Origin of the sequence: Nonomuraea sp. NPDC050663 (assembly GCF_044456985.1) — a bacterium.
Classification (GTDB): Bacteria; Actinomycetota; Actinomycetes; order Streptosporangiales; family Streptosporangiaceae; genus Nonomuraea.
Map to the genome: position 1 here is coordinate 59,423 of NZ_JBITGL010000026.1, position 21,845 is coordinate 81,267.

Genomic DNA, 21,845 nt, shown 5'->3' on the forward strand with positions numbered 1-21,845 from the left:
AGCTGGGGATCTCCGTACCGGGGTTGTGCTGATGGGGTGTCGGTGTCGCGGTCACTGGCTGCGCTCCATGTAGGCGTCGAGCTCGGCGTAGTAGCCGAGGGCGGGGCCGCCGCGCCACGGGATGAGGCGTTCCTCGCCGTACGGGTCGCGAGCCTTCAGGTAGGTGATCATCGTCTCGATGTCGGTCTCGGCGACCTCGCCGAACAGCTTCCGGTACTTCACTGGTCCTCACCTTCGGGCAGGTCGACGGCGGCGAGGAGCGCGGTGACCACGGCCACGAGCGTGATGGCGAACCCGTCCAGACGGACGCGGGCCAGCAGGAGCACCGCCGCGGTCAGGGCCGCGAACGCCAGCGCGACGGCGATCACTGGGTCACCACCGCGGCGACGGCGAGCGGGTGGGTGACGCCGCCGTGCGGGCGCAAGGTGCCGCTGGTCATCGTCTCGTCGATGACGACCTCGCCGGGCAGGGAGAGGAAGCGCTCGGCGTAGGCGGCGATCTGGTGGCCGAGGTGGTCGGCGCCGGTGCCGGTGAAGACGAGCGGGTTGTCGAACAGGTCGCTCATCACGGAGTAGGCGGGCAGGTCGGTGGCGGCCATGACGGCGGCGTTGATCATGCTGTCGGCGGTGTAGTCGTCATCGTCGAGCAGGGCGATGAGGGCGCCGCGCAGGTGGGGGCCGTGCTCGCAGTCGCGGCATTCGGCGACGCGCAGGGCCAGGTAGTCGGCGACCTTGTCGCGGTGGTCCTCGCCGTCGTCGGCGAGGCAGGGGTTGACCGTGCTGGTGGGGGTCACGGGCGCTCCTACATGTAGCGGTGCCGCTAGGTATTGCTGGCGGAACCTGGAGTTGGCGCGGGTCGGGAGTTGCTGGTCGGACGCTCACACTTCAAGATCGTTTGTCTTCGTGCGCATGTCGCGACACAGACGACACTACACCCTCTGTTGCATTTGGTCCACAACACTGCAACACCAGCTTTCACCAGGCTGAAAGCCTCTGAGATGCACGCAAACAAGATCAACAACAGAGGTCCGAAACCTGTGACCTAACAGAGAGATCGCAGCCTCAGACAGCGTTTCACCGCTTCGACTTGGTACTGTTGCGACACACGCCACACTGCGCCACACCCGGAGCAACCCACCATGCCCACCGCATCAGCCATACCCAACGAACCCACCGGGCCCCCACGCGGCCCCCACCACAGCGCCGCCGCAGACCTGATCGCCCAACACCGGGAGAACCCGCCTGGAGGCCAGAAACTCTCCCTCCGAGGCGCCGCCCGGCTCATGAGCGACCTCTTCGGCGACCGCGCCGAGATGACCGACATGAAGTGGGCCCGGAGCGAACAGGGACGACGCGCCATCCCCGACGACGAGCTCGCCATGATGGCCTACACGGTGGGCATCGAGCCCGAGCAGCTCGCCGCCGTCGACCAGGGCGCAGCCGCCGAACTGCTCGCCGGCCTCCTTCAGAAGTATCCGCGGCCGGACCCGGAGCAGGTCGACCCCGACCAGCCGGCGCGGGACGCGCTCTACGAGGCGCTGTCCGGCCTGACGCACGAGTCCGTACGCGCCGAGCTGGAGCGCGAGATCCGCCAGATCCGCAACCTGCGAGGCATCCCCGAGGAGGAGCGCGAGAAGGCCATCCAGTTCCTGCTTGCCCAGGTACGGCTGGCGATCCAGCAGAGCCACAACACGGTGAACCTGCTCAAGTCCCGCTGAGTCCTGGTGAGACACCCCAGCCCCGGGGTCAGGCCGGAGCGCCCCATCGGGTGTCAGTCGAGCCAGCCGTTCTTGGTGACGTGGACAGCCAGCTTGATCGGGTTGTTCCCCTTGATGCCTGCCAGCTTGCACAGCTTCGTGATCCGGTTATAGACCGTCTTGGCCTGCACGCCGAGAGCCCGAGCCATGAAGTCCTGCGTCTCCCCGTTGACCAGCATGCCGAGCAGCTTGAGCTCCTCGTCGCTGAGTTGGACGTGTCTGCTGCGGTGGCCACCCAGCGGAGTGGAGCGCTCCCAGTAGTACTCGAACGTCATCATGTGGGCCGTGACGAGCACGTTGTGCTCGGCGATGTGAAGCGCCGACACTTGATCCTCATGCCCCCGCGGATAGCGAGATGACAGCGCTGCCACGCCGTCGCGGATCACGAGCTTGTACGGCAGGAAGTCGATGACGCGAACGGACGCTCCCCCGGGAAGGTTTAACGCTTTGCGCATGCCGTCCAGAGCGGCGGCGCTCTCTGCCAGCACGCGCCGCTCGTAGATCAGCCGCTGGTGCGGAGCGCGTACCTGACCGTCGGCTTCCATGCGCCGCTCGTCGTCGGCCGGATGAGCATGGCTCGGGTGGAACGGCCAGGTGATGAACTGCAGGATCTCGGTGCGGGCGCTCAACGTGAGCTCATCCCGGCAAGCGGTGGCCTGCTCCCGGCTGGAGATCGCGATCACCGGTGGTGAGGTCTCGCGGTGGGAAGCGATGTAGCGCTCCTGCATCTCGGCCACAGCCAGCTGCGCCACGTTCAGCTGGTGCGCCCGCTCTGCCAGGAGCCTTGCAAAGGCATGGTCGGGCCGCCGCGCGTCAGGGGGATCGCCGATGGTCAGACCGATCGAGCGCAGCTCTTCAACAGCATTAATGGCCACAGGCCCGAACTCCTCGGCGAGGATCGCCAAGGGGGTCGGGCCGCGGTCGTTCAGATATCGGTAGACGTTTTCGGCGGGCGGGCTGATGCCCAGGTCCTCGAATCGCACAGCTTCCAGCGTCTCCCTGGTCACCGCGCCGAGTGGTTCAGCATCGCTTGGACGCTGGCACGCTCCACAACCGCGATCAGGTCGGCGAGCCGTTGCGCACGGCGGGCGGCCGACTTGTGCTCCTGGTGCTTGGCGTGCAGCTCCTCGACCAGGCGCGCGATGCCAGCGGCTGGAAGCAGGAGCCAGGCCGTGACCAGTGTGAGCGGCGTTTCCATCTGGATGAGGAGGTAGGTCGTCAGCGCTCCCGTAGCCGACGCCGTCGCCGCAGCGAGCAGAAGGTGAGTCATGTGGTTCTTCCCCTTGCTTGGTGGCTGGTGCGGGCGGTTACCAGCCGCCGGTGTTGTCGTTAGTGCTCGCCGGGGGCGGCGCGGTGGTGACGGTCACCTTGACCGTGGACTGCGTGACCGTGGTGGTGATCGTCCTGGTCCCGTTGGGGTTGGTGACGGTCTTGGTCACGGTCTCTTTGACGCTCTTGGTGCCGTCCGGGTTGGTAACGGTCTCGACCACGGTCACGGTGCGCACGGTGGAGGTTGAGCCGTCCGGGTTGGTGACGGTGGTCTCCGACTTCGTGGTCACGACGGTGGTCGCCGGGTTGGCGGTCGACGCGGCACTGGGCGTGGCGCTCAGGCTCGGGCTGGCCGTCGCGCTGGGAGTCTCACTCGGCGTGGGGTCAGGGGTTTCGGTGGAGGCCGGTTCCGTCTCCGAGCTCGTCGGGGTCGGGGACAGCGTTGGCTCTGCGGGATCGGCGAAAGCTGCGCCGCCGCAGGCGAGAAGAAGCGCCGCCACCAGGGCGGGCACGAACAAGCGTTGCTTGATGGTCACAGTGAGTAACTCTCTATCTGGGCGTTCCAGTCGCGACGGCCACAAGCGCACGAAAAGATCATCGCGGGGAAGAAAGGGCGATAATTGGTGCAGATGGGCCGTGAGTGAAATTTGTAAACCGGTCCAACCGGAAAAGCAAGCACCGGCTTGCTACCGAATTCGGTCATGACCGATCCCGGTAATGTCAAGACGGCCGAGGCTGTCACAGGCCTCTCAACACCCGTAACGATCGGGCATCCGGGCCTGCCACCTACCGGAAAGTAACTGGCACTCTTGACCGGGCCACGACGCCTTGTCGGGCCGAAATCCAAGGGGGAGAGCAGTGACAGGAAACCGACGCCGGTCCCAGGTGATCGCGGCAGCAGCGTTCGTCGGCGCGGTCGCGCTCGTCATCGCAATCGCCGTCGCTACGCTTCGCGACCAGCACCCGGCGCCCGTCGTCGCCGTGGCGGTGCTCGGGGGACTCAGCGTCGCCGGCGTCGCGGCTCTTCTGCGTCACCGTCCGCGCCGTAAGGGGTGGTCGGAGCAGTACCAGGCCGCCTACCGCGACGCCCGGGACGAAGAGCGCTCCTAGCCGATCGGCGGCTCGTCGGCGACGAACAGGCCCAGCGGCGGCGAGGACACGATCCAGCCGCCGTCCTTCAGCTCGGAGATCGCCCGCAGCACGGTGATGCGGGAAACCCCGTACGTGGCCATGAGCTCGTCCACCTTGGGCAGCCGATCCCCTGGCCGCAGACGGCTGGTGCTGATGTCGTCGACGACGTCCTCGACGATGCGCTCGATGGCGAACGGGGCGCGGCCCTGGGCGGCGGTGCGGGGGCCGACGAACCGGCCGCGGCGGCCCTCGGAGTAGACCAGGCCCTCGTCGGTGAGGACCTTGAACGCGTTGCGCACGGTGGGCAGAGACGCGCCGAACCGCTGAACCCAGTGCCCCTCGGGGGGAAGCTGGTCGCCCGGCTGCAGCTCACCCGAGGCGACGCGGCGCCGTACGTCGTCGATGATCTGGGTCTTGAGCGGGACGGGGCCGCGGGCGGGGATAGTGCTCACTCCCCCACTATAGAGGTAACAGATACCGTTATGCGGGCCTGTCGGAGCCGGTGACGTACGTGCCCTTGCCCGGAACCGTCATCAACAGGCCCCGATCGCGCAGCACCCGGATGGCGCGACGGATCGTCGACACCGACACGTCGTAGTGGTCGCCCAGGTGCACCTCGGACGGCAGCGGCGCATCCGGCCGCCACTCCCCCGCCGTGACCCGCTCCTCGAGGTCGACGGCGATGGCGGCGTACCGGTCGCGTGAGCGCGGCCGCCGCGGCGTGCCGGCCGGTCCCACGTAGGTGCCTTTGCCCTGCTCGGTGGTGACCAGGCCGCGCTCGCGCAGGACCTCGATGGCCTTGCGTGCCGTTCCGCGCGCCACCCCGTAGGCGGCGACCAGGTCCGCCTCGGACGGCACGGGGTCGCCGGGCACGAGCTCGCCGGCGTCGATCCGCGCCTGTACGAGGTCGGCGACCTGCCGATAGAGCGGCACGGGCGAGGTGGGGCTGACCATGGACAGGACGCTAGGAGGCCATGCTCGCGCCCCCTTGGCTAAGTACGCATGGATATCGGTTCATGGACAAAACGACACGGTCTATAGACGTGACGTAGCCGTCTATGAACAAGTTAGGTAGCGTCGCAGGTGGAAGCCCCTCGCGAACGGGAGTACCCCATGGCTGACCGCCTCTACTTTGCAGGACCTGAAGACTCCTACCTCCTGGCAGGCCTGACGCCAGGAGCGTGGGCCCGTGGCGACGAGCTCGACGACGAGCCCGACGAGCACCTTGCCATCCAGCGCACCCAGCACAAGTGGGTGAACACGTCCGAGGAGCCCGGCTTTCGTACCGGCGCAGTCCGCTCATGAGCGAGGCGCTCCAGCCTGAGACGGTCGCCTACTACGACGACCCGGATCACGCTGCCTCCATGTGCCAGCTGCTGGAGCGCGCACATCCAGGCTGGCACGTGTGGCGGGACGTCGACCGTTCGTGGAAGGCGAGGCACGAGACCTGGGCGGGGGACCGCAAGCCTCTGTCGAGCACGATCGCTGGGCTGCTCAACCAGCAGCTCACCGAGCGCGGCGAGGATCTGTCGTGAACCGCCGATTGCCGCCGGGGCAGATCGGCGAGGCGATGCAGCGAGTTATCTTCGATCGCAAACCCATCGCGGCCTCTGCGCGAGCAGTGGGAGTCCCTGAAGAGCAGCTCCGTGCGGCTCTCAACGACTTCTACGGCTCGAAACGACGACTGCGGGCCGTGCAGCTGCTGCGCGACGGAGGAGATCCGGCCAAGATCGCCCGCTCGTATCGCACGTCCGTCCCGCAGCTGAAGAAGTGGCTGGATGCCTTCTACGACGACAACCCGGAGCTGTACTACCTCGACCAGGCCCCGCACCTGGCCCTGGAGACGTCCAGCGTGCTGGAGGGCGAGACGCCGGTTCCAACGCCTGAGCCGGACCCCAAGCCTCCGTGGGAAGTGGTGATGGATGCCTGGTCGGGCGAGGACGACGGGTCATGCCCTGAAGTGTCCGTGCACCCGATGCCCGCCAAGTCAGGCACCGGAGGGATCACGTGGCGCCGCGACGCCCCGCAGAAGATCCGCATCGTCCAGCACACGTGCGCCTTCCACCCGGTCTCGTACGAGTGGTGCGGCGTCGCCGGTCTCTACCTCGTCCGCCGCACACGGCTCTTGGTGCCCGAGGAGGGCGACCCGGTCGCCGTTCTCGACTACACCGACGCCGTCCGTCATGCCGACAGCCATCAGATCTGGCTTGGGCTGCTGGCGGGCATGCTCCGTTAAAGCTCGGCGCCCGCAGGCGGGCTGGATTCTCATGAGTGCCCGTGAGAATTGAACTTAGCGGTTTCGACCCAGCGGAGGATCGCATCCGTCGTCCTCGTTTTCACGCCATAGTGTCCCTCCCTCCAAGACCACGCAGGTGGCGTTCCGGCACATGGCCAGCGGACGCGCTTGCCCATTCACGCTGAACTGCTCGCTCGCGCTGAACTCTCAGAGGAGCTTGACGAGCTGATCATTGCCCTTCTCGTCCCGGATGATCAGGCGCCCGCCCGAGCGAAGTTCGGTCTCAATGAACTCGTACAAGATCAATCCTCGGTTGACGATGTCAACCTTCTTCAGGCCCGTGTCTCGCTGCAGCCGTACTAGTGCTTGAGCGGCTTCAGCGACCAAAGCGACATTGATGCGATCGACGATCGGGGGTAGATCGTCGGCCGGCTTGGCCTCTGGCATGTCACGTACCTCCACAGTTGCCTCTGGTGATCCTTCCTAAGCTTCGATTGTGCCAGGTCGAACACAGAAAAGACACACTTTAAGTGGTGTGCGCGCGTGTTTTCGGCAGAAAAATCGGCGGAGAACGGTGCGTAATCGGCTCAGGTGCTGTAGTGTCCCGTAGCACGGAAGCCCTTTACCACACATGGCTTCTGTCACACGAAAGCTGCTGAAGCGGCTAGACAGGAGGTAATTGATGATCTTCATCGACCGCATCCACCGAACGGCTCTTGCCATGTAGGCGCGCGCTGATGAGCCGTTGGTCGAGAACTGCCGATCGAGCAGATCGGTGGTGATCCATTCCCGCTTGGCCGCCTAGCGGAAGTGGATCTCGACTCTTGGATGCGGGTCTTCGCGTCCGCCAGAGGCGCGAGGATCGGAAAGCCTCGTCGGGGGCTCAAACAGACCTACCATCCCGGGTAGGCCGGTCACCCGACGTGGAGGAAGGCGCCGCTGTGGCTAGTGGTGTCCTGAAAAAGGCGCTGGAACTCATCCAGCGCAAGGCGGGGTCGCAGGAAGTGGATCCTCCCACCAACGCGGCCAAATGGAAGATCACCAAGTCTGCGAAGGATCTCAAGTCCGAAGTGGAAGTGCCAGGGGTGCACACACGCCCCATGTTGCAGACCATGACGTACGTGGGTTGTATCACCGGAGCAGTACTTGGCCCGATTGGAACGCTGAAGGTGCTCCCCCCGGGTACACCTGACACAGTAGCAATCGTCGCGATCGTCGGTCAGTTCTTCATCATGGCTCTCGTCGCGGTGTGCGTGACGATCTCTCGGAACAAGCGCAACGACAACCATAGTTAGCGGTCTTGGGGGGCCGAGGAGCTTTCGGGTGCGGCGAGGCGAAGGCCTAGCCGCACCTTCACTTGTGCGTCCACCCGCTCCTCAAGAGAAGGCGGACGTTCTACAGACGAAAGTGCGGCAGACGGCACGGCCCACCGCAGCCAGGAAGCTAGTGGCGGGTGGCGTTGCGGTCGTCGTCGGTGAAGCGCTCGCCGGTGGAGGTGGCCCGCCCGGCGCGGGTCAGCGTCTCCTTGGTGCTCGCGGTGCCGTAGTGGAGGGTGCTGGCCCGGTCGAAGCCGAGCCCGCCCGCGACGGTGAAGGTGTCGGGTGCGGCGCCGAGGAAGATGAAGCGCCAGCCGATCCCGGTCTGGTGCTCGACGAGCTTGCGCACGCTGTCGATGGTGGTCAGCTCGCGCGAGCGGTTCTCCTGGCCGTCCGTGAGGACGACGATCGTCACCTCGCCCGGCTGGTCATCGTCCGGGAGGCTGTCGATGTGCTCGGTGGTGCGGCTGATGCCGAAACCGATCGCGTCGAACAGCGCCGTCATGCCGCTCGGGCGGAGCGTGAACGAGGGGACGTCGGCTAGCGGCAGCGCCTCGTAGAGCATCTCGGGGGAGTCGCTGAACTGGTAGAGCGACACCAGCGTCTCGGCCGGGTTGGTGTGCTGCTCGGCGAGGAAGGCGGCCAGGCCGCCCTCTGTGTCGTCCTTGACGGCCAGCATGCTGCCGGAGCGGTCGAGGATGACCGCGATCAGGCGGCGGTTCGGGTTCGGCATGTCCTACTCCTGGTTGGTGTTGGGGATGACGGTCAGGTGGTCGGTGGTTCCGCAGGCGGGGCAGACGTGGATGCCGTCGCGGATGGACGACTGCTGCTCGCGGCGGGTGACGTGGCAGTAGATGGTCTTCGCGACGCGGCTGTCGGCGACCGGGCCGCTTTCGCGGACGAGCTCGTCCAGGTGGTTCGCGAGGATGCGCACCCATTCGGTGGGTACGGCGGAGCCGATCGCCTTGCGGTAGGCCGTGTGGTCGCCGGGGAAGCTGTCGCCGTTGTAGGCGCTGACGGCCCGCATCGACTCCTCGGCGAGCTCGTGCAGGTGCGCGCGGAACGACTTCCAGTTGCCGCGATCGAGCGCGGCCAGGGCGCGGCCGAGGTGCTCGATCGTGGCGGCGACCTGCCGGGCGGAACGCGCGTCCCGCCCCGCCTGCGCTGGCTGACGGCTCACGACAGCGCGGTCCGCGAGCCAGAGCCGAGGCGGCTCCCGCCGATGTCGGCGCGGCGGCCGGCCTCTTGTCCTCCGAGGTAGCCGAGTCCGTCCACTGAGCGCTTGGACTTGCGGGTCCTGGGGAACATCTGCCGGGCCAGCGCCTCGACCTTCTCGGCTCGGCTGACGAGGACCAGGTCGGTGCTGGTGCCGGTCGACGTAGGGGTCTGCTGCGCGGCGCGCTGTTCGGCTTCGCGGATACGTCGGGCGGCCTCGTCGGCGAAGCCAATCAGGAATGCCCGCTGGAACCTCTTCGGGCTGGGGTGTCCCGCAGGTACACGGGTCGTGAAGAGTCCACGGAACATCTGGATCAGGAGGCTGGTGTAGAGCATCTCGGCGCGTTCCATGTCGGACTCGAAGCCCATGATGGCTACGCCCGGCTCGACTCCGCCGCGCCCGGTCCCGGTGACGATGCACTTGCAGCGCAGCGCCTCGGCGACGTGGTAGATGAGGTTGATCTGCTCGTTGGCCCAGGGGTTCGGCGCGGTGATGTTGCGGTGGCCGGGCTTGTCGGTCTCGGGGTGAAGCGCTCCGAGGTGCGCTCGCTCGATGCCGTACTTGGCCATGAGGTTCTGGGCAGCTTCCATGAAGGTCTGCCGCTCGTGCTCGTGGGTGGTGCCTTCGGCTTGGGCGAGGAGTTTGCGGATGCGGTCGAGGGTCTTGTCGGCAGGGGCTTCGGCCACGGCGGGCATCTCCATTGAGTAGCGGTTCCGCTAGGTATTGTCTCGGAGGGTTCAAGATCATCTTGATTTCGAGATCGGTTCAGCCTATAGCTATAAGCGACGTTTGTAAAGGTAACTGATACTATGACTCTGCGTCACGCGCGACAAATCCGCGACGAAGCCATAACGTGAGACCCGGCACCACCAGGCCAACCCACCGGAGTCCCGTCACCATGCCCCGCCGCGAGCCCAGCCCGAACCCGAACGAACCGCAGGAGAACGTAGCGGAAGCGCGACCAACCCCCCGCACCCGAACCGCCCGCTGGACCAAGCTCCTGCAGAGCGCCTTCACCCTGACCATCGACACCGACCAGCGGCTCAGCGCCGCCATCGCCGAGACCGGCCAAGGCCCGCAGGACATCTTCCAGCACGTCATCAACCAGCTGTGCGACGACCTCGCCATCCCCCAGCAGATGCACCCCGACGACCCGGTCAACCCGACCGCACGCCGGCGCACGAGCACCTGGGGCGAAGGCCTCGCCCGGGTCGAGCTGGTGGTGCGTCTGGACCGCAACACCAAGCAGCGCCTGGCCGCCGCCTGCGACAAGGAGGAGATCTCCCGGCTGGAGCTGGTGGAGACGGCGTTGAACGACTACTTCGACGAGCTGGGCATTCCCCACGCATAGCCAGCAACCCGACACTCCCACCAGCGGGGGATTGCGACACAGACGACATGCTCCTCTGGCAAAGTGGTGCCCTGTCCGAAGTACCAGCCAGGTGGCTGGGAAGCATACGGAGAAGGAGCCTGTCCCATGGGCCACAGAGCCAGGGTGCGTGCCGTCGTCAATCAAAAGGGCGGCATCGGCAAGTCGACCACCACGTTCAACCTCGCCGCCGTCACCGCCGATACCTCCGGTGAACAAGCAGAGACCGTCGTCGTCTCCATCGACCCGCAAGACTCAGTCGGCTGGTGGGCCAACAACGTCCTCGAGGCCGGCCGGGCGTTGCCGTTCGACTTCGTCCAGATTGGGCCTGACGATCTGGACGACTTGGACGGCCTCCACGACCTGCCCGGCATCAAGAACGTGTGGGTGGACACGCCCGGTTGGAAACCCACCACGCGCCCTGGCCACAGGGACCCGTTCGAGGACTCCAGCTTCAGTGAGGCGCTGCGCCGCGTCCTGGCCGTCACCGACGAGGTGATCGTGCCCATCGAGCCGGAGTCGCTCGGGTTCGAGCCGACGTACAACACCATCGAAGAGGTCATCAAGCCTCGCGGCCTGCCGTACCTGGTGTTCGTCAACAACTGGGAGCCGCGCGACGGCGACAAAGAGAAGAACGAGACCATCGAATTCATCAAGGCGCACGGCTGGAACATGGCCAAGACCGCCGTCCGGCACTACAAGGTCCACACCCGTGCCCCCGCTGACGGACTGGTCGTCACCCAGTATCCGCGCAACCGGACCAGTGTCGAGGCGCGCGAGGACTACTACAAGCTGGCCCTGGAGGTCGAGCGGCTGAAGGGCGTCCGGGTATGACCGTCGCCGCAGCTTCGGGCCAGAAGCGCTCCCTGGCTGATCTCAAGATGGGCAACCGCAACAAGCCCCAGTGGCCGGACAAGGTCCACGTCGACCAGATGGCCGACAACCCGGACAACCCGCCCAGCCGCGCCGCCCACTCCGACGAGCTGCAGGAGCTGGCCGACAGCATCCGCGAGTCCGGCCTGCTCCAGCGGATCGTGCTCGTCCCAACGCCCGCCTGGCTGGAGGCCCGGCCCGAGCACCGCGGCCTCGTCGACGAGGCAAAGCCGTACGTCATCGCCTTCGGCCACCGGCGCCGGTACGCCTGCGAGCTGGCCGGGCTTGTCGAGCCGCCCGTCGATGTCCGCCAGAGCGCAGACCAGTCGCTTCAGAACGCCCTGATCGAGAACATCCAGCGGCTCGCCATGGAGCCTCTGGACGAGGCCGAAGCCATCCGCAAGCTGATGGAGAAGGCCGAGCTGTCGCAGGGCGGAGCCGCCAAGGCGCTCGGAAAGACGCCAGCGTGGGTGTCGCAGCGGCTGTCGCTGCTCGGGCTCATCCCCGAGATGCGGGAGGCCTTGAAGGACGGCCGGTTGAAGCTGGAGGACGCGCGCCGGATCGGGCGGCTTCCCGCCGATGAACAGCGGCTTCCTGAGCCTGCCCCGGCCGCCAGTCCGTCCCCGAACCCGGTCCCTGCTCCCGCGCCGGCACCCGACCGGCAGACCGCGACCGGGTCAGGCGGGCAGCAGCCGCCGCGGCGCGAACCCTCGGCGCCCACGAACGCGGACACCACGCAGGGCGGGGGAGCGGGGGAGGGGCGCACCAGCCGTGTCGACGGTGATCACTTCGACGAGGCGATGCGTGTCGAGGGGGCGCTGGTCCAGGCGGCCTCTCAGGCGGGCAACCTGCGCGCTCTGCGCCGCGTGGCCAAGGACCAGCCGGACATCGCGCGCCGGATCTTGGGCGTGATCGATGTGGCGATCGACAAGCTCCACGTGGCGGCGGCCGAGCTTCGCGCCGATCTTGAAGAAGACGCGGGGGAGTAGGCCCTGTTAACGGCGTTAATACTCTGCTCAACGATCTATTCGTGAAGCGGAGTATTAACGCCGTTAACGCGTGGCAGTATCCGAAGAGGCGGGCAGCTGTCGGGAGCCATCACCCATCGGAGTCGCCGTTCCACCAGGCTTCGAGTTTCTTCCGAAGCCGGGCCACGACTTCGTACAACACCGCAATGGCAGAGACGACGACGACTACGGCCGCGGCTGGACCCGTGTCGGCCACTGTCTCGATGCCTGCGATAAGGAGAAGAAACCCAAGAGGGACCCACGTGCGAACCTTCGAGCGCAGGCACCAGAGCAGCAGTAGCGGCGGAACCCCGAGGGCGAGGCGGCCGAGGCGGACTGTTATGTCGCCAGCTGTACCGACTGCTTCAGAGAAGGTCCATGGTGGAGGAGGTTTGCCTCGGTACCCGCCCTCACGATGCCGCCTTCTGAGATATCTGTTTCGTGCGCGCCATTGCGGGCCGCCCTTCGGCATTCTGGTGGCCACGTCAGCGCTCCCACGCCGAGCGTCTGGATGTCCAATGATCAGGCGAGGTCGTCAGCCTGGCATGGACAAACCGCACATCCATCTCGATGCCTCACCGCGTGGGCTGGAGCTGACTGTGGAAAAGCGGGTGCTTCCGCCGTACAGCACGGTATCGGAGCGAGCCGGCCAACGCGACAGCCCTCGCAAGACTCCCAATGCGGGCGGAGCCGGTCCCGCGCTCCTCCGCCTGAGTCGGAGGGCGTCGGGGGATCACTGCGGCGCCCGGTGGTAGTCGCCGGGCGGCCAGTCGGCCAGCAGCGTCAGCCGCCCCTGCGGCGCGCCGCCGTACTCGGGGCCGACGTGGGTGACGGCCTGCTCCTGGTCGCCGGGCCGGCCGGGGCCGACCGAGGGGACGACGGTGACGATGAGGTTGTCGGGCAGGTCCCTGGTGAGCTCGCGGAGCTGGCCGAGGGTCAGCGGGGCCACCTGGTGGTGGATCAGGTCGGGTGCGTCGCCCATGGTGCGCCCTTTCGCGAGGGGATGAGTGCAGCGGACGCTACCCCTGTGGGTGGAGTTTGTCCCGGGAACCGCCAGGGGCGAGCCGGTCGGCTCGTTGGTTGAGGTGCACCGGCTCGTTCAGTTGGGTGCGTCCGGCCGCTACAGTGGCGCCATGGTCGCCAGGGGCGGTCGATGGATTGGGGTTGCTCTCGCGATGGTGCTCGTCTCGGCCTGCAGCGGTTTGTGGACGAGTACAGCTCGTGTAGATCCCGGTCTCGTGGCCGAGTTACGGACGCTGGGAAGAGTTGTCGCAGAAACGACGGATGAGTGGTACTACGACGGCGAGCACGACATTTCTGTGGTCCTCATCCTCGACGGCGGATCTGCAGAAGGTGACGCGTTCGGCCAGGTCGTCGAGGCACTGGAGCGACGCGGCTGGAAGGACAGCGGGCCTACCGGCTTTGTGAGCATGGAGTCGGCCCACAGACCCGAGACCATCTACGTTGAGCCGTTTTCGTCAGCCATGAAGCCAAGCTCTGACGGGTTTAACCCGAAGCTGGACTCGGCCAACGAAGCCTTGTTCGACAGGTTGCGCCTGGAGCGCGGGGCGGCTGGGTACGTGGTGCTGAAGGTGGAGCCGAACCGGTGACGGGGCAGGGCGACGGTCACAGGACTCTCTAGCCTCGCGCTGGCTTGGCTCGTTCGTACCAGGGGGCGTGAGCCGTCCGCGCCAGCGCTGTGCTGGCGGTACGGCTCACGCCCCGCGAAGGCGCGCTCGAGCTACTGGCCGTTGACGGCGGCCACGAAGCCCTTGCCGGGCCGCAGGGTGGGGCGCCTGCGCTGAGGCACCTGGACTTCGACCCCGGTCCTCGGGTTACGGGCCGTGCCCGCCTTGTGGGTGGTGGCGGTGAACTTCCCCCAGTTCTGGATGGACACCTCGCCGCCCGCGGCCACGGTGTTCTGGATCGTGTCGAACAGGTCGGACACGATCGCCTGCATCGCGGGCTTGGGAAGGTTGTGGCGCGCGGCGAGTTCGGCGACGAGCTGTGTCTGGTTCAAGGGTCTCCTCTCGGCCTTCTGTCTGTCTTGATAGACGGTAAGAAAAACCTAGCGGTTCCGCTACTTTCTCTTCTTGTTGAGCTGGAGGAGGCGTTCGATGAGGCCGTCCGCGTCGTCCCACTGCTCGATGGTGGTCTCCTCGCTCGCCTTGCTGGGGACGTTGAGCAGCGCGAAGGAGGCCAGGCCGGTGGTGCCGGGGGTGACGGTCACGATCATCGGTTCCTTGCCCACGGTGAAGTGCAGGCGGGCGCTGTGCTCGCCGAACGCCACGGCGGTGGACGTGATGCCGTGCAGCTGCAGACGCTCCTCCAGCATGTCGACGCCCGTCAGCCAGCTGCGGGCGATCAGGCCCTGGCCGATGTGCACCAGGACCGGCGCGTCGAGCTCGCCGGCGAGCTTGTCCGCCTGGTCGGGGTCGCTGGCCCAGGCGAGCACCTGCCAGGGGCCGCTGTCGCTGCGGCGGACGACGGCCCACTCGGCGTAGACGGCGCGGCCCTCGTAGTCGTCGCTGCCGATCGGCCCGGCCGGGCGGTAGCGCTTGGTGCCGTCCGGGAGGGTGACGTGGGCGACCCGGTGGGGCATGCAGCAGTCGGCCCAGAAGCGGCCCGAGGTCGCGCCGCCGTCGCCCTCGGAGGCGCTGCCGCTCCATTCGCCGGTCGGCTGGCTGGAGACGGTCGGGCAGGCGGGAACGTGCAGGTTGGTGCGCTTGCCGCGCCGGGTGGTGGCGTAGGTGTGGGCGGCGTCGGGGTCGGTGTAGACGGCGGAGTTGAGCAGCTCGACGGGGAGCTGGGCGTTGAGCGTGATGGACATGCGGGGTCTTCTCCTTGGTGGGGTCGGCTCCGCCGTACGGCGGAGCCGATATGTAGACGATCTACTGGTATTAACGGCGTTAACGGTTGGGCGTGCTCTCGGCGCGACGCGCCAGGACCTGCTTCACCTCCTTCAGGCACAGCTCCCCGAAGTTGCGGATGTCGAGCAGCCCCTCGTCGTCGGCGCGCTGCAGGTGCTCCAGGGTGGTGATGTCGTTTCGGGCCAGGCAGTTGCGGGCGCGGGTGCCGTTGCCGCCTTCGATCGCGTCGAGCACGTCGTTGACGTGCAGGCTCAGGGGCAACCCGGTCGCCTTGACGAGCTCGGCGACGGTCTGCTTGCCGGTGGCGTCCATCGGTGTCCTTTCAGGTCTTCGTGGTAGCGGAGTACGGCTCGCGCTCGCTGCGCGAGCCGTACGATCAGGGACGGGTCGAGCCCGATACGGCCGGGCTCGACCCCTCACACCGCGGCGGCGGCGTTCTCGTCGTCCTCGGCGGCCTTCTCGGCGGCCAGCAGGGCGCGCTGCGCGGCGGCCTTCTCCTGCGCGTCGAGCAGCTTGGCGCCGTACTCCTCGGCCAGGGCGCGCATCTTCTCCGCCTCGTGCTCGTGGTTGGCCAGCCGGTGCGGCGCGTGGAAACGGTCGTGGGCCGCCCTGACCTTGTCGAGGTCGGGCCGCTCCCGCCACAGCTTCACCAGCTGGGCGACGATCTGCCGGGCCGCCTTCTCCGTCTTGTCCGGCACGCGCCCGGTGCCATACCGTCCCGGCCGCCCGACGCTCACCCAGAAGCCGGGGTCGTCGGCCTCATCAGCGTTGGCCACGCCGTAGCCGGCGAGGGTGACGCCGTTGATGACGGGCGCGTACGGGCGTGCCTTCTCTCCGTGGTTCATCGCCCAGCGGTGCTCATCTCCGGGCTCGGGGTCGTCGCCGTACTGGACGCGCACGCTGGTGCCGCGCCGGTTCTGGTCGTAGGCGAGCTCGTCGAGCGAGATCCAGAACACGCCGACCTTCAGGACGGCGTACCGGATGCGGCCCTTGTCGTCGGGGCCGGTCACGTGCACGCGGCGGGTGGTCTTCCTGCCGTTGCTCATGGTGACCTTGATCAGCTCCAGGGTGGTGCCGTCCACCTGGTCTCCTTCCTCGTAGGCGTCGGGCCCGAGCTGGGCGAGCGTTCCTTCGACGTCGACGCCGCCGTACTCCTTGAGCACGTCGAATATCTCCAGCAGCACCTGCATGCGGCTCGGGATGCGGCCACGCTCGCTCAGGTAGATGCCGCAGTAGGGCGGGCACGGCTCGCCTGCTGGGGTGGTGCACACCATGCAGCCGCGGCCTTTGGTGTCGGGCACGGGCACGGTCTGGGTGATGTCGTAGACCTGCTGCGGGACGACCGCCCGGTACTGCGCCTCGACCTGCTCGGTCTCGCCGGTCCGCTTGTCGGTGACCTCCTTGGTGCGCTTGCCCGTGTAGAGGGCGTCCACCCACAGGGGCGCGGCGCCTTCGACGACCTGGCGGCCCTCGCGCAGCCACCACTTGTCGCCCTGGACGCGGGTGGCGCGCGGGTCCTGGCCGAACAGCCGCAGCTTGTTGCGCAGGTTGTAGTGCGAGAACTGGGCGGCGTACAGGCGGAAGACGTCGATCAGGTGCGGGTTGGCGGCCAGGTGGAAGGCGGTGCCCGCCGCGTAGCCGAGCACGCTCAGCGCGCCGGTCGTCTGCTCCTCGCGCCAGGCCGCGTATTCGTCGTCGGTCATGGCCGCCGCGCGGCCCGTCGTGGGCTTGATCGCGGGCGGGGTCTTCACGGTGCCGTACATCGACAGCCTTTCTGCGTAGCGGTTGCGCTAGGTATAGGCGCTGGTCCCCGCTCGGGCGGGGACCAGCTCAGGACGGGGTTAGGCGGGGGCGAGGATGGAGCTGGAGATCGCGTCCAGCACGCCCGGCTCCACGGGCGGCAGGACGTTCGGGTCGACGAACCCGACCACCTGGCCGTCGTCGCCTGCGCGGACCGCCAGCGGCATGCACGGGTCGATGCCGTACAACACCAGGCCCGGATAGGTGCGGTGGACGCGGCTCAGCCACGCGTCGTTCACGGCGACGGGCGCGTACTGCAGGACGCCGACCCTGGAGCCGTCGCGGCTCCACGTCGACCAGTCGATGCGGGCGTAGTACTCGACCTCCCGCAGGTGGTCGCCGTACATCTCGCTCCACGCGGAGGCCAGGTCGTAGCGGCCGGTCTGCTCCAGGAGGCGCGGGCGCAGCTCCCGATGCCACATCCAGGTGCCGTCACCCACCATCGTCTCCACGCCCGGCAGCCGGCCGGTCGGCTCCTCGTCCTCTTCGGGGATGTCGGGAAGGGCGGCCAGGTCCCACACGACGCGGGCGTCGCCGACGAGGATGCGGCTCCGGTCTCGTCGGACGGTGACGCTGTCGAGGTCGGCCACGAGCGAGCCGATGACCTGTGACACGATGAAGTCGATCATCACGCCACCGGGCTTTCCGTCGTGCCCGTCGTGCTCCCCGTCGTGCTCGGCTTCGTGCTCGCGGGACGCGGGCCGTACGTGCGCTCCACCTTCTGCAGCAGGTCGTCGAGCCGGTTGCTGCCCGAGAACAGGTCGTGGGCGTCGCCGTCGTCGTCGAGGCCGAGCAGCCTGCTGGCCCGATTGTGCGCCGTGATCACGCGGTGGCCGCTGCGGTCGCGGATGGCGAGCGGGTTGTCGTCGGGTTCGGCCAGCAGGTAGGACTCGGCCTCATGGTCCAGGTCGAAGTAGCTGGCAGGGGCCCCGGCGATCAGCGGATGGCCCAAGGGGTCGATGGTGAACAGCCACCGGCCGCCGTTGAGGTCGCACACGGTTCCGGCCAGGCACAGCGACGTCCTGCAGCGGGCCCGCTCCTCCGGCGCCAGAACGTAGGTGTCTGAGGCGTTGGAAGGGAAGATGTCCACCTCGGCGTCGTCGATGTGCGTGGGCCCGGCCAGGTGTGCGACGTCATCGGCACGCACGAAGGATCGGTAGGTGTCCTGCACCCACAGGACGCGCGACTCGGCGATGGCGTCGTAGGCGGCCCAGGCGCGGGCGGCCTCCGGCGTGCCGTACAGCGGCGGCAGCTCGATGGTCATGGGGTTGCTCCTTCGCAGGTGGCGCGGGTGACGTAGGGGGTGATGGTTTTGCCGTTGTCGAGCAGGACGGTCAGCCGGACCGGCAGCGGGTGCCGGTCGCGGAACGGCTCGGGGGTGATGTCGGTGACGTGGCCGCGCTCGTCGTCGACGATGACGCCGTCGCCGATCCGGAACAGCGCCATGTCGGCGCGGTTGCCGTGGAGGTAGGTGGTGACCTGGTTCAGCGGCAGCGGGGCCGGGCCGTCCGCACCCGGCTTGACGATGGTCGCCTCCTGCGGGGCCTCTCCCCCGCCGCGCGAGAAGACGACGGTGATCGTCCAGTCGTCGCGGGCGATGTGCACGGAGTGCCAGGTGCTGACGTCCTGGACGGTCCAGCCGCAGGCCGGGGCGCGCAGCCGTAACGTGCTGGGCTTCATGGCTTGTCCCGGTCGGGCGACGGGTGGATGACGACGATCGAGCCGAGGGCCGACCGGCCCGGGTTCCCGGCCAGTTCCACGGTCATCGACGTGTCGGTCGGCTCCTGGAAGCCGAGGTGCTCCCGGATGTCGACCATCGCGTCGTAGGGGTACGGCTTGCCGGCGGCCGGGCGGGCGGCACCGGTGATCTCCCAGGTGTAGGTGCGGCTCGGCTTGCCCGGCCTGGCGCTCGTGGTGAACTCCAGCCGGTCGCCCGGCACCAGCTCCGCCCAGGTGGGGTTGTCCGGCAGCGGCGGGTACAGGCTCATGACGCCTCCTTGCGGGGTTGGGTGAGGATGGCGGGCTGCCAGCCCCAGCGGGTGGTCTGGCCGATCAGGGCTCGGATGTCGTGGGCGCCCTCGGCGTGCCGTTCGTCGAGGCCGCGAGTGGAGCCGGCGTACGGGTGCCAGAGCAGCGAGATGCGCAGGGCCCGCCCCTTGGCCGCCGACACCTGGAGCACGCCGAGCCAGCAGGTTTCGCGGGCCAGGCGAACCGCCCACACCGACCGGTGAGGGGCGTCGGGCGGGGTGCAGGTCCAGCCGTCCTCTTCCAGGCGGCGCAGGATCGAGCGGGCGGCCTGGTTGGGCGTGAACTGCGGCATCTACTGCTCCTGCAGCACGGGCAACACGATCCGGCTGGCGTCGATCACCAGCAGGCAGGAGTTGCACCGCCAGATGCCGCCCCAGCTGTCGTCCGGCTCGCAGCGGGTGCCGTCCTTGCGCGCGGTCTCGAAGCCGGAGGCCTCCGGCGAGTTCCCGCACGAGCACGTCAGCGCCCCGCCGTCGTCCATGACGGCGCCCTCGGCCGGCCGCCCGGGGTTGCTTCCGGCGGCGTGGACGGCCTGGACGAGCGGGCGCTTGCCGACGATGAGCCGGTACTGGTCGGGGTCGCTGTTGAGCAGCTCCCAGAACTTGGCCTGCTTGCCGACCCAGCCGTCGACGTGGCCGAGGTACTCGCGCAGCACGCTGTCGTCGGCGCCGTGCACGAACCAGCGGTGCAGGTTGCGGTAGACGTGGCGGCGCACGGTGGCCGTCTGGAACGACGAGCCGGGCGACGACTGCAGCACGTACCAGCTGCAGCCGGTCTCTTCGCAGTAGGTGATGTCCACGGGCGGGCTCCTTCGGTGGGTTGGGCGGGAGTGAGGGAGTGCAGGGAGGTCAGGGGGTGCGGCGGGTCCGTCCCGGCCAAAGGACGGACCCGCCGCGCGGGGAGATGGTCAGGCGTACTTCTTGCGGCAGACGGGGCCGATCCCGAGCGCGACGGACTTCGGGTCGGTCAGCAGCGCGTAGCAGCAGATGCAGTAGCCGGTCTGCTTGCCCCAGGCCGCGGCCTCCTCGATCGACAGCCGGTCGTCGTCGGTGAGGGTGGCGATCACGCCCTTGGCGTAGCGGCGATCCAGCTTCTGGCCGCCGTCCTCGGGCAGATGCAGCGTGAACGCCATCCGGCGCTTGTTGTGCGGGTTCTCACGCACCTCGCACACGCCGCTCTCACCGTCCTGGGTGTAGCGGTAGAAGCCCGGGGCGACGAACGTGCGCGCGTTCTTCCACGGCATGCCCTGGAGCGAGTCGATCATCAGGCGCATGGTCGCGGCGGGCAGCTCGCCGCGCTCGATCGCCTCCCGGACGGGCGCCAGGGTCTCCTCCGTGAACGGGTGCGTCCGGCTCTCCAGCAGCTTCTCCCAGAACTTGATCTGCGGCTCGGTCGCGGGCTTGAACGTGGTGGTGGCCACTGCTGCCTCCTGAAGGGCGGACTTTTGCGGGCGTATGAGGGGTTCTGGGTGCGTTAGGGTTGATCACGTACCGACCCCCTTCGCGGGGGCATGGGCTACGGGGTAGTTGCTGTGGGCCGGACGCTGGTGGGCGTCCGGCCCTTCGCGTAGTGAAAACGTAGTGTTACCGCTAGGTTTTAGAACGGCGGGCACGCGTACACGCGGGCCGCCGCGAGCATCTCGGCCGCCTCCTCCTCGGCCAGGTTGTCGAAGGTGAAGCCGTCGTCGAGGTTGTGGCGGGTGTGGTCGGCCACCCAGGTCCGCGCGAAGGCGACCCGGTCCCGGAACTCCCCGGCCACGATCGCGAACGGGTCGATCCGCTCCACCTCGACGTCGTCCTGCTGCTGCAGGTGCTCGATGCAGTCGGAGGCCTTCGCCGTGACGATGTGGCCCAGCCGGACGGTCACGGTGTCGGCGCCCGCCTCACGTGCGAGGTCGAAGAGGGTGCAGTCGAACAGGTTGGCCTGCAGCTCGTCGACGGCGTTCTCCGCGATCTCCTCCCAGGTGGCACCGTGCGCGAGGTCGACCGGCGCGCCTTCCTTCAGCCCTTCGGTGATCCACGACTGGACCTGCTCGACCGGGATGTACGGGTGGTGGGCGACCTGCATGTGCTGGGCGAGCGCCCAGCACAGCGCCTCGACGACGTGGTCGACGCTGGCGCCCGCCAAGAGCGCGTCCTCGGCGACGGTCAAGGGAGCCAGGTGGTCGTCGGGCCCGATGCGCAGGTCAGCCGACAGGATGATCACGCTGTTCAGGAAGCCGGGCCGGTCCTCGCTGGTGATGTCGTCGAAGGTGGCGTCGTCCGCGTAGCGCTGCGGGCCACCTGCCGGGCGGGCCAGCTCGCAGTAGAGGAACGATGCCGTGTCGACGATGCCAGCGTGGTTGCTGTCGTAGTCGCTGACGTCGTCGTCGGCGAAGGTGGGGCTGGGCGACTGCGGCACGTGGAAGGTGCCGCCGGTGTGCGCGGTGTAGGTCCAGACGATGGCGTCGAGGGCGTGCTGGACGGTCGGCGCGTCGGCCGCGACCTGGCGCGGGGTGGGGATGACGCCAGCCGGAAGGCGACCCTTGGTGTCGCTCGCGGTGGTGCTGGTCATGTCCGCTCCTGATCTTCGATCGGTGATCTTGGTTACTTCCTAAGAGCATCCTATAGATATAGGCGACCATACACAATATGCCTGATCACGTCGCACATTCGACGCTCCAGAACGCTCCCTGAGACGCTTTCGCGCCTACACCTATACCTAGAGTCCCCTGCGGACCTTCGACCGCTCTCGGAGCGCCTCAGCCTCACCAGGCGTGATCTCTGTCGGTGACTCGTACACGCGTTCGCACAGGACCGACAGACAGCGCATGTTCGGGATGTTTCGCATATACGCCGTAAAGGGCAACGCCTGGCTCAGCCTGGCTTTTCGCCGCTCCCCCGCGGACGGCACCACCGGCTACAGCCCTCGACGACGGTGAAGAGCACCCCGACCAGGGGGAGCACCAGTGGGAGGGGCCGCAACACCATGTCCG

At 67.8% G+C, this 21,845-nt stretch carries 35 protein-coding genes; 10 read left to right on the forward strand and 25 right to left on the reverse strand.

Annotated elements, in window-relative coordinates; all coding sequences use genetic code 11:
- Positions 1-51: 51 nt before the first annotated feature.
- Genes ACIBH1_RS45500 through ACIBH1_RS45510 form a run of 3 tightly spaced genes read right to left on the reverse strand, consistent with a single transcriptional unit; the run spans position 52 to position 793 of the window.
- Complete coding sequence (locus ACIBH1_RS45500) at positions 52-222, reverse strand: hypothetical protein (protein WP_397320351.1); 171 nt, start codon at positions 220-222, stop codon at positions 52-54.
- A complete protein-coding gene (locus ACIBH1_RS45505) occupies positions 219-368 on the reverse strand; it encodes a hypothetical protein (RefSeq protein ID WP_397320352.1) in 150 nt (49 codons plus the stop codon). Before ACIBH1_RS45505 ends, ACIBH1_RS45500 begins: the two co-directional genes overlap by 4 nt.
- Entirely contained in the window at positions 365-793 is a 429-nt protein-coding gene (locus tag ACIBH1_RS45510; protein WP_397320353.1) for a hypothetical protein, read from the reverse strand. Before ACIBH1_RS45510 ends, ACIBH1_RS45505 begins: the two co-directional genes overlap by 4 nt.
- Positions 794-1,282: 489 nt before the next feature.
- On the opposite strand from ACIBH1_RS45510, the gene ACIBH1_RS45515 reads away from it, so the two are divergent.
- On the forward strand, positions 1,283-1,717 hold the full coding sequence (locus ACIBH1_RS45515; protein WP_397320354.1) for a hypothetical protein: 435 nt from the start codon (positions 1,283-1,285) through the stop codon (positions 1,715-1,717).
- Positions 1,718-1,770: 53 nt separating this feature from the next.
- On the opposite strand, the gene ACIBH1_RS45520 is transcribed toward ACIBH1_RS45515, so the two are convergent.
- Genes ACIBH1_RS45520 through ACIBH1_RS45530 form a run of 3 tightly spaced genes read right to left on the reverse strand, consistent with a single transcriptional unit; the run spans position 1,771 to position 3,561 of the window.
- Entirely contained in the window at positions 1,771-2,739 is a 969-nt protein-coding gene (locus tag ACIBH1_RS45520; protein ID WP_397320355.1) for a hypothetical protein, read from the reverse strand.
- A 20-nt stretch (positions 2,740-2,759) separates the two neighbouring features.
- A complete protein-coding gene (locus ACIBH1_RS45525; RefSeq protein WP_397320356.1) occupies positions 2,760-3,026 on the reverse strand; it encodes a hypothetical protein in 267 nt (88 codons plus the stop codon).
- A 37-nt stretch (positions 3,027-3,063) separates the two neighbouring features.
- Positions 3,064-3,561, reverse strand: a complete 498-nt coding sequence (locus ACIBH1_RS45530; RefSeq protein WP_397320357.1) for a hypothetical protein — start codon at positions 3,559-3,561, stop codon at positions 3,064-3,066.
- 322 nt (positions 3,562-3,883) lie between these two features.
- Here ACIBH1_RS45530 and ACIBH1_RS45535 point away from each other — a divergent pair, with 322 nt between their 5' ends.
- Complete coding sequence (locus ACIBH1_RS45535; RefSeq protein WP_397320358.1) at positions 3,884-4,135, forward strand: hypothetical protein; 252 nt, start codon at positions 3,884-3,886, stop codon at positions 4,133-4,135.
- Here ACIBH1_RS45535 and ACIBH1_RS45540 read toward each other — a convergent pair.
- Positions 4,132-4,608 carry a winged helix-turn-helix domain-containing protein gene (locus ACIBH1_RS45540; protein WP_397320359.1) on the reverse strand — a complete coding sequence of 159 codons (477 nt, stop codon included), beginning with the start codon at positions 4,606-4,608 and terminating at the stop codon, positions 4,132-4,134. The genes ACIBH1_RS45535 and ACIBH1_RS45540 overlap by 4 nt on opposite strands.
- 28 nt (positions 4,609-4,636) lie before the next feature.
- Positions 4,637-5,110 carry a GntR family transcriptional regulator gene (locus ACIBH1_RS45545; RefSeq protein ID WP_397320360.1) on the reverse strand — a complete coding sequence of 158 codons (474 nt, stop codon included), beginning with the start codon at positions 5,108-5,110 and terminating at the stop codon, positions 4,637-4,639.
- Positions 5,111-5,269: 159 nt separating this feature from the next.
- Here ACIBH1_RS45545 and ACIBH1_RS45550 point away from each other — a divergent pair, with 159 nt between their 5' ends.
- From ACIBH1_RS45550 to ACIBH1_RS45560, 3 genes are read left to right on the forward strand one after another with little or no spacing between them, the layout of a single operon-like run.
- Positions 5,270-5,461 carry a hypothetical protein gene (locus ACIBH1_RS45550; RefSeq protein WP_397320361.1) on the forward strand — a complete coding sequence of 64 codons (192 nt, stop codon included), beginning with the start codon at positions 5,270-5,272 and terminating at the stop codon, positions 5,459-5,461.
- Positions 5,458-5,691, forward strand: a complete 234-nt coding sequence (locus ACIBH1_RS45555; RefSeq protein WP_397320362.1) for a hypothetical protein — start codon at positions 5,458-5,460, stop codon at positions 5,689-5,691. The genes ACIBH1_RS45550 and ACIBH1_RS45555 overlap by 4 nt, the downstream gene beginning before the upstream one ends.
- Positions 5,688-6,392 (forward strand): helix-turn-helix domain-containing protein, encoded by a 705-nt coding sequence (locus tag ACIBH1_RS45560; RefSeq protein ID WP_397320363.1) that lies wholly within the window; start codon positions 5,688-5,690, stop codon positions 6,390-6,392. Before ACIBH1_RS45555 ends, ACIBH1_RS45560 begins: the two co-directional genes overlap by 4 nt.
- Before the next feature lie 207 nt (positions 6,393-6,599).
- On the opposite strand, the gene ACIBH1_RS45565 is transcribed toward ACIBH1_RS45560, so the two are convergent.
- Positions 6,600-6,839, reverse strand: coding sequence for a hypothetical protein (locus tag ACIBH1_RS45565; protein WP_397320364.1), 240 nt, complete (start codon positions 6,837-6,839; stop codon positions 6,600-6,602).
- Between the two features lie 476 nt (positions 6,840-7,315).
- Between ACIBH1_RS45565 and ACIBH1_RS45570 the strand changes: the two genes are divergently transcribed.
- A complete protein-coding gene (locus ACIBH1_RS45570; protein WP_397320365.1) occupies positions 7,316-7,687 on the forward strand; it encodes a hypothetical protein in 372 nt (123 codons plus the stop codon).
- Between the two features lie 148 nt (positions 7,688-7,835).
- Here ACIBH1_RS45570 and ACIBH1_RS45575 read toward each other — a convergent pair whose 3' ends face one another.
- The 3 genes from ACIBH1_RS45575 to ACIBH1_RS45585 are packed head-to-tail and all read right to left on the reverse strand — an operon-like array spanning position 7,836 to position 9,610.
- The gene (locus ACIBH1_RS45575; RefSeq protein WP_397320366.1) at positions 7,836-8,441 is read right to left on the reverse strand and encodes a hypothetical protein; all 606 of its coding nucleotides are present in this window, start codon (positions 8,439-8,441) and stop codon (positions 7,836-7,838) included.
- Between the two features lie 3 nt (positions 8,442-8,444).
- The gene (locus tag ACIBH1_RS45580; RefSeq protein ID WP_397320367.1) at positions 8,445-8,888 is read right to left on the reverse strand and encodes a hypothetical protein; all 444 of its coding nucleotides are present in this window, start codon (positions 8,886-8,888) and stop codon (positions 8,445-8,447) included.
- On the reverse strand, positions 8,885-9,610 hold the full coding sequence (locus ACIBH1_RS45585) for a DUF2786 domain-containing protein (RefSeq protein ID WP_397320368.1): 726 nt from the start codon (positions 9,608-9,610) through the stop codon (positions 8,885-8,887). Before ACIBH1_RS45585 ends, ACIBH1_RS45580 begins: the two co-directional genes overlap by 4 nt.
- 212 nt (positions 9,611-9,822) lie before the next feature.
- On the opposite strand from ACIBH1_RS45585, the gene ACIBH1_RS45590 reads away from it, so the two are divergent.
- The 3 genes from ACIBH1_RS45590 (at position 9,823) to ACIBH1_RS45600 (ending at position 12,155) form a co-directional block, all read left to right on the forward strand.
- Positions 9,823-10,275 carry a hypothetical protein gene (locus tag ACIBH1_RS45590; protein WP_397320369.1) on the forward strand — a complete coding sequence of 151 codons (453 nt, stop codon included), beginning with the start codon at positions 9,823-9,825 and terminating at the stop codon, positions 10,273-10,275.
- A gap of 144 nt (positions 10,276-10,419) precedes the next feature.
- Positions 10,420-11,127 (forward strand): ParA family protein, encoded by a 708-nt coding sequence (locus ACIBH1_RS45595; RefSeq protein WP_397320370.1) that lies wholly within the window; start codon positions 10,420-10,422, stop codon positions 11,125-11,127.
- Positions 11,124-12,155, forward strand: a complete 1,032-nt coding sequence (locus ACIBH1_RS45600) for a ParB/RepB/Spo0J family partition protein (protein WP_397320371.1) — start codon at positions 11,124-11,126, stop codon at positions 12,153-12,155. The genes ACIBH1_RS45595 and ACIBH1_RS45600 overlap by 4 nt, the downstream gene beginning before the upstream one ends.
- Positions 12,156-12,906: 751 nt before the next feature.
- On the opposite strand, the gene ACIBH1_RS45605 is transcribed toward ACIBH1_RS45600, so the two are convergent.
- On the reverse strand, positions 12,907-13,155 hold the full coding sequence (locus tag ACIBH1_RS45605) for a hypothetical protein (protein WP_397320372.1): 249 nt from the start codon (positions 13,153-13,155) through the stop codon (positions 12,907-12,909).
- Between the two features lie 151 nt (positions 13,156-13,306).
- Between ACIBH1_RS45605 and ACIBH1_RS45610 the strand changes: the two genes are divergently transcribed.
- Entirely contained in the window at positions 13,307-13,783 is a 477-nt protein-coding gene (locus ACIBH1_RS45610) for a hypothetical protein (protein ID WP_397320373.1), read from the forward strand.
- Between the two features lie 131 nt (positions 13,784-13,914).
- Here ACIBH1_RS45610 and ACIBH1_RS45615 read toward each other — a convergent pair whose 3' ends face one another.
- From ACIBH1_RS45615 to ACIBH1_RS45670, 12 genes are all read right to left on the reverse strand, one after another.
- A complete protein-coding gene (locus ACIBH1_RS45615) occupies positions 13,915-14,193 on the reverse strand; it encodes an HU family DNA-binding protein (protein ID WP_397320374.1) in 279 nt (92 codons plus the stop codon).
- Positions 14,194-14,253: 60 nt separating this feature from the next.
- On the reverse strand, positions 14,254-15,003 hold the full coding sequence (locus ACIBH1_RS45620) for a hypothetical protein (protein ID WP_397320375.1): 750 nt from the start codon (positions 15,001-15,003) through the stop codon (positions 14,254-14,256).
- A gap of 79 nt (positions 15,004-15,082) precedes the next feature.
- Positions 15,083-15,355: a DNA-directed RNA polymerase subunit alpha C-terminal domain-containing protein gene (locus tag ACIBH1_RS45625; RefSeq protein WP_397320376.1), complete on the reverse strand. Its 273-nt coding sequence runs from the start codon at positions 15,353-15,355 to the stop codon at positions 15,083-15,085.
- Positions 15,356-15,459: 104 nt separating this feature from the next.
- Positions 15,460-16,806 carry a hypothetical protein gene (locus ACIBH1_RS45630; RefSeq protein WP_397320377.1) on the reverse strand — a complete coding sequence of 449 codons (1,347 nt, stop codon included), beginning with the start codon at positions 16,804-16,806 and terminating at the stop codon, positions 15,460-15,462.
- 78 nt (positions 16,807-16,884) lie between these two features.
- Entirely contained in the window at positions 16,885-17,472 is a 588-nt protein-coding gene (locus ACIBH1_RS45635; protein WP_397320378.1) for a hypothetical protein, read from the reverse strand.
- Positions 17,472-18,107: a hypothetical protein gene (locus ACIBH1_RS45640; RefSeq protein ID WP_397320379.1), complete on the reverse strand. Its 636-nt coding sequence runs from the start codon at positions 18,105-18,107 to the stop codon at positions 17,472-17,474. The genes ACIBH1_RS45635 and ACIBH1_RS45640 overlap by 1 nt, the downstream gene beginning before the upstream one ends.
- On the reverse strand, positions 18,104-18,523 hold the full coding sequence (locus ACIBH1_RS45645; RefSeq protein ID WP_397320380.1) for a hypothetical protein: 420 nt from the start codon (positions 18,521-18,523) through the stop codon (positions 18,104-18,106). Before ACIBH1_RS45645 ends, ACIBH1_RS45640 begins: the two co-directional genes overlap by 4 nt.
- The gene (locus ACIBH1_RS45650; protein WP_397320381.1) at positions 18,520-18,831 is read right to left on the reverse strand and encodes a hypothetical protein; all 312 of its coding nucleotides are present in this window, start codon (positions 18,829-18,831) and stop codon (positions 18,520-18,522) included. The genes ACIBH1_RS45645 and ACIBH1_RS45650 overlap by 4 nt, the downstream gene beginning before the upstream one ends.
- Entirely contained in the window at positions 18,828-19,163 is a 336-nt protein-coding gene (locus ACIBH1_RS45655) for a hypothetical protein (RefSeq protein WP_397320382.1), read from the reverse strand. The genes ACIBH1_RS45650 and ACIBH1_RS45655 overlap by 4 nt, the downstream gene beginning before the upstream one ends.
- Positions 19,164-19,670 (reverse strand): hypothetical protein, encoded by a 507-nt coding sequence (locus tag ACIBH1_RS45660; protein WP_397320383.1) that lies wholly within the window; start codon positions 19,668-19,670, stop codon positions 19,164-19,166.
- 108 nt (positions 19,671-19,778) lie between these two features.
- Entirely contained in the window at positions 19,779-20,291 is a 513-nt protein-coding gene (locus ACIBH1_RS45665; protein WP_397320384.1) for a DUF6011 domain-containing protein, read from the reverse strand.
- Between the two features lie 176 nt (positions 20,292-20,467).
- Positions 20,468-21,424, reverse strand: coding sequence for a hypothetical protein (locus ACIBH1_RS45670; RefSeq protein WP_397320385.1), 957 nt, complete (start codon positions 21,422-21,424; stop codon positions 20,468-20,470).
- Positions 21,425-21,845: the final 421 nt, after the last annotated feature.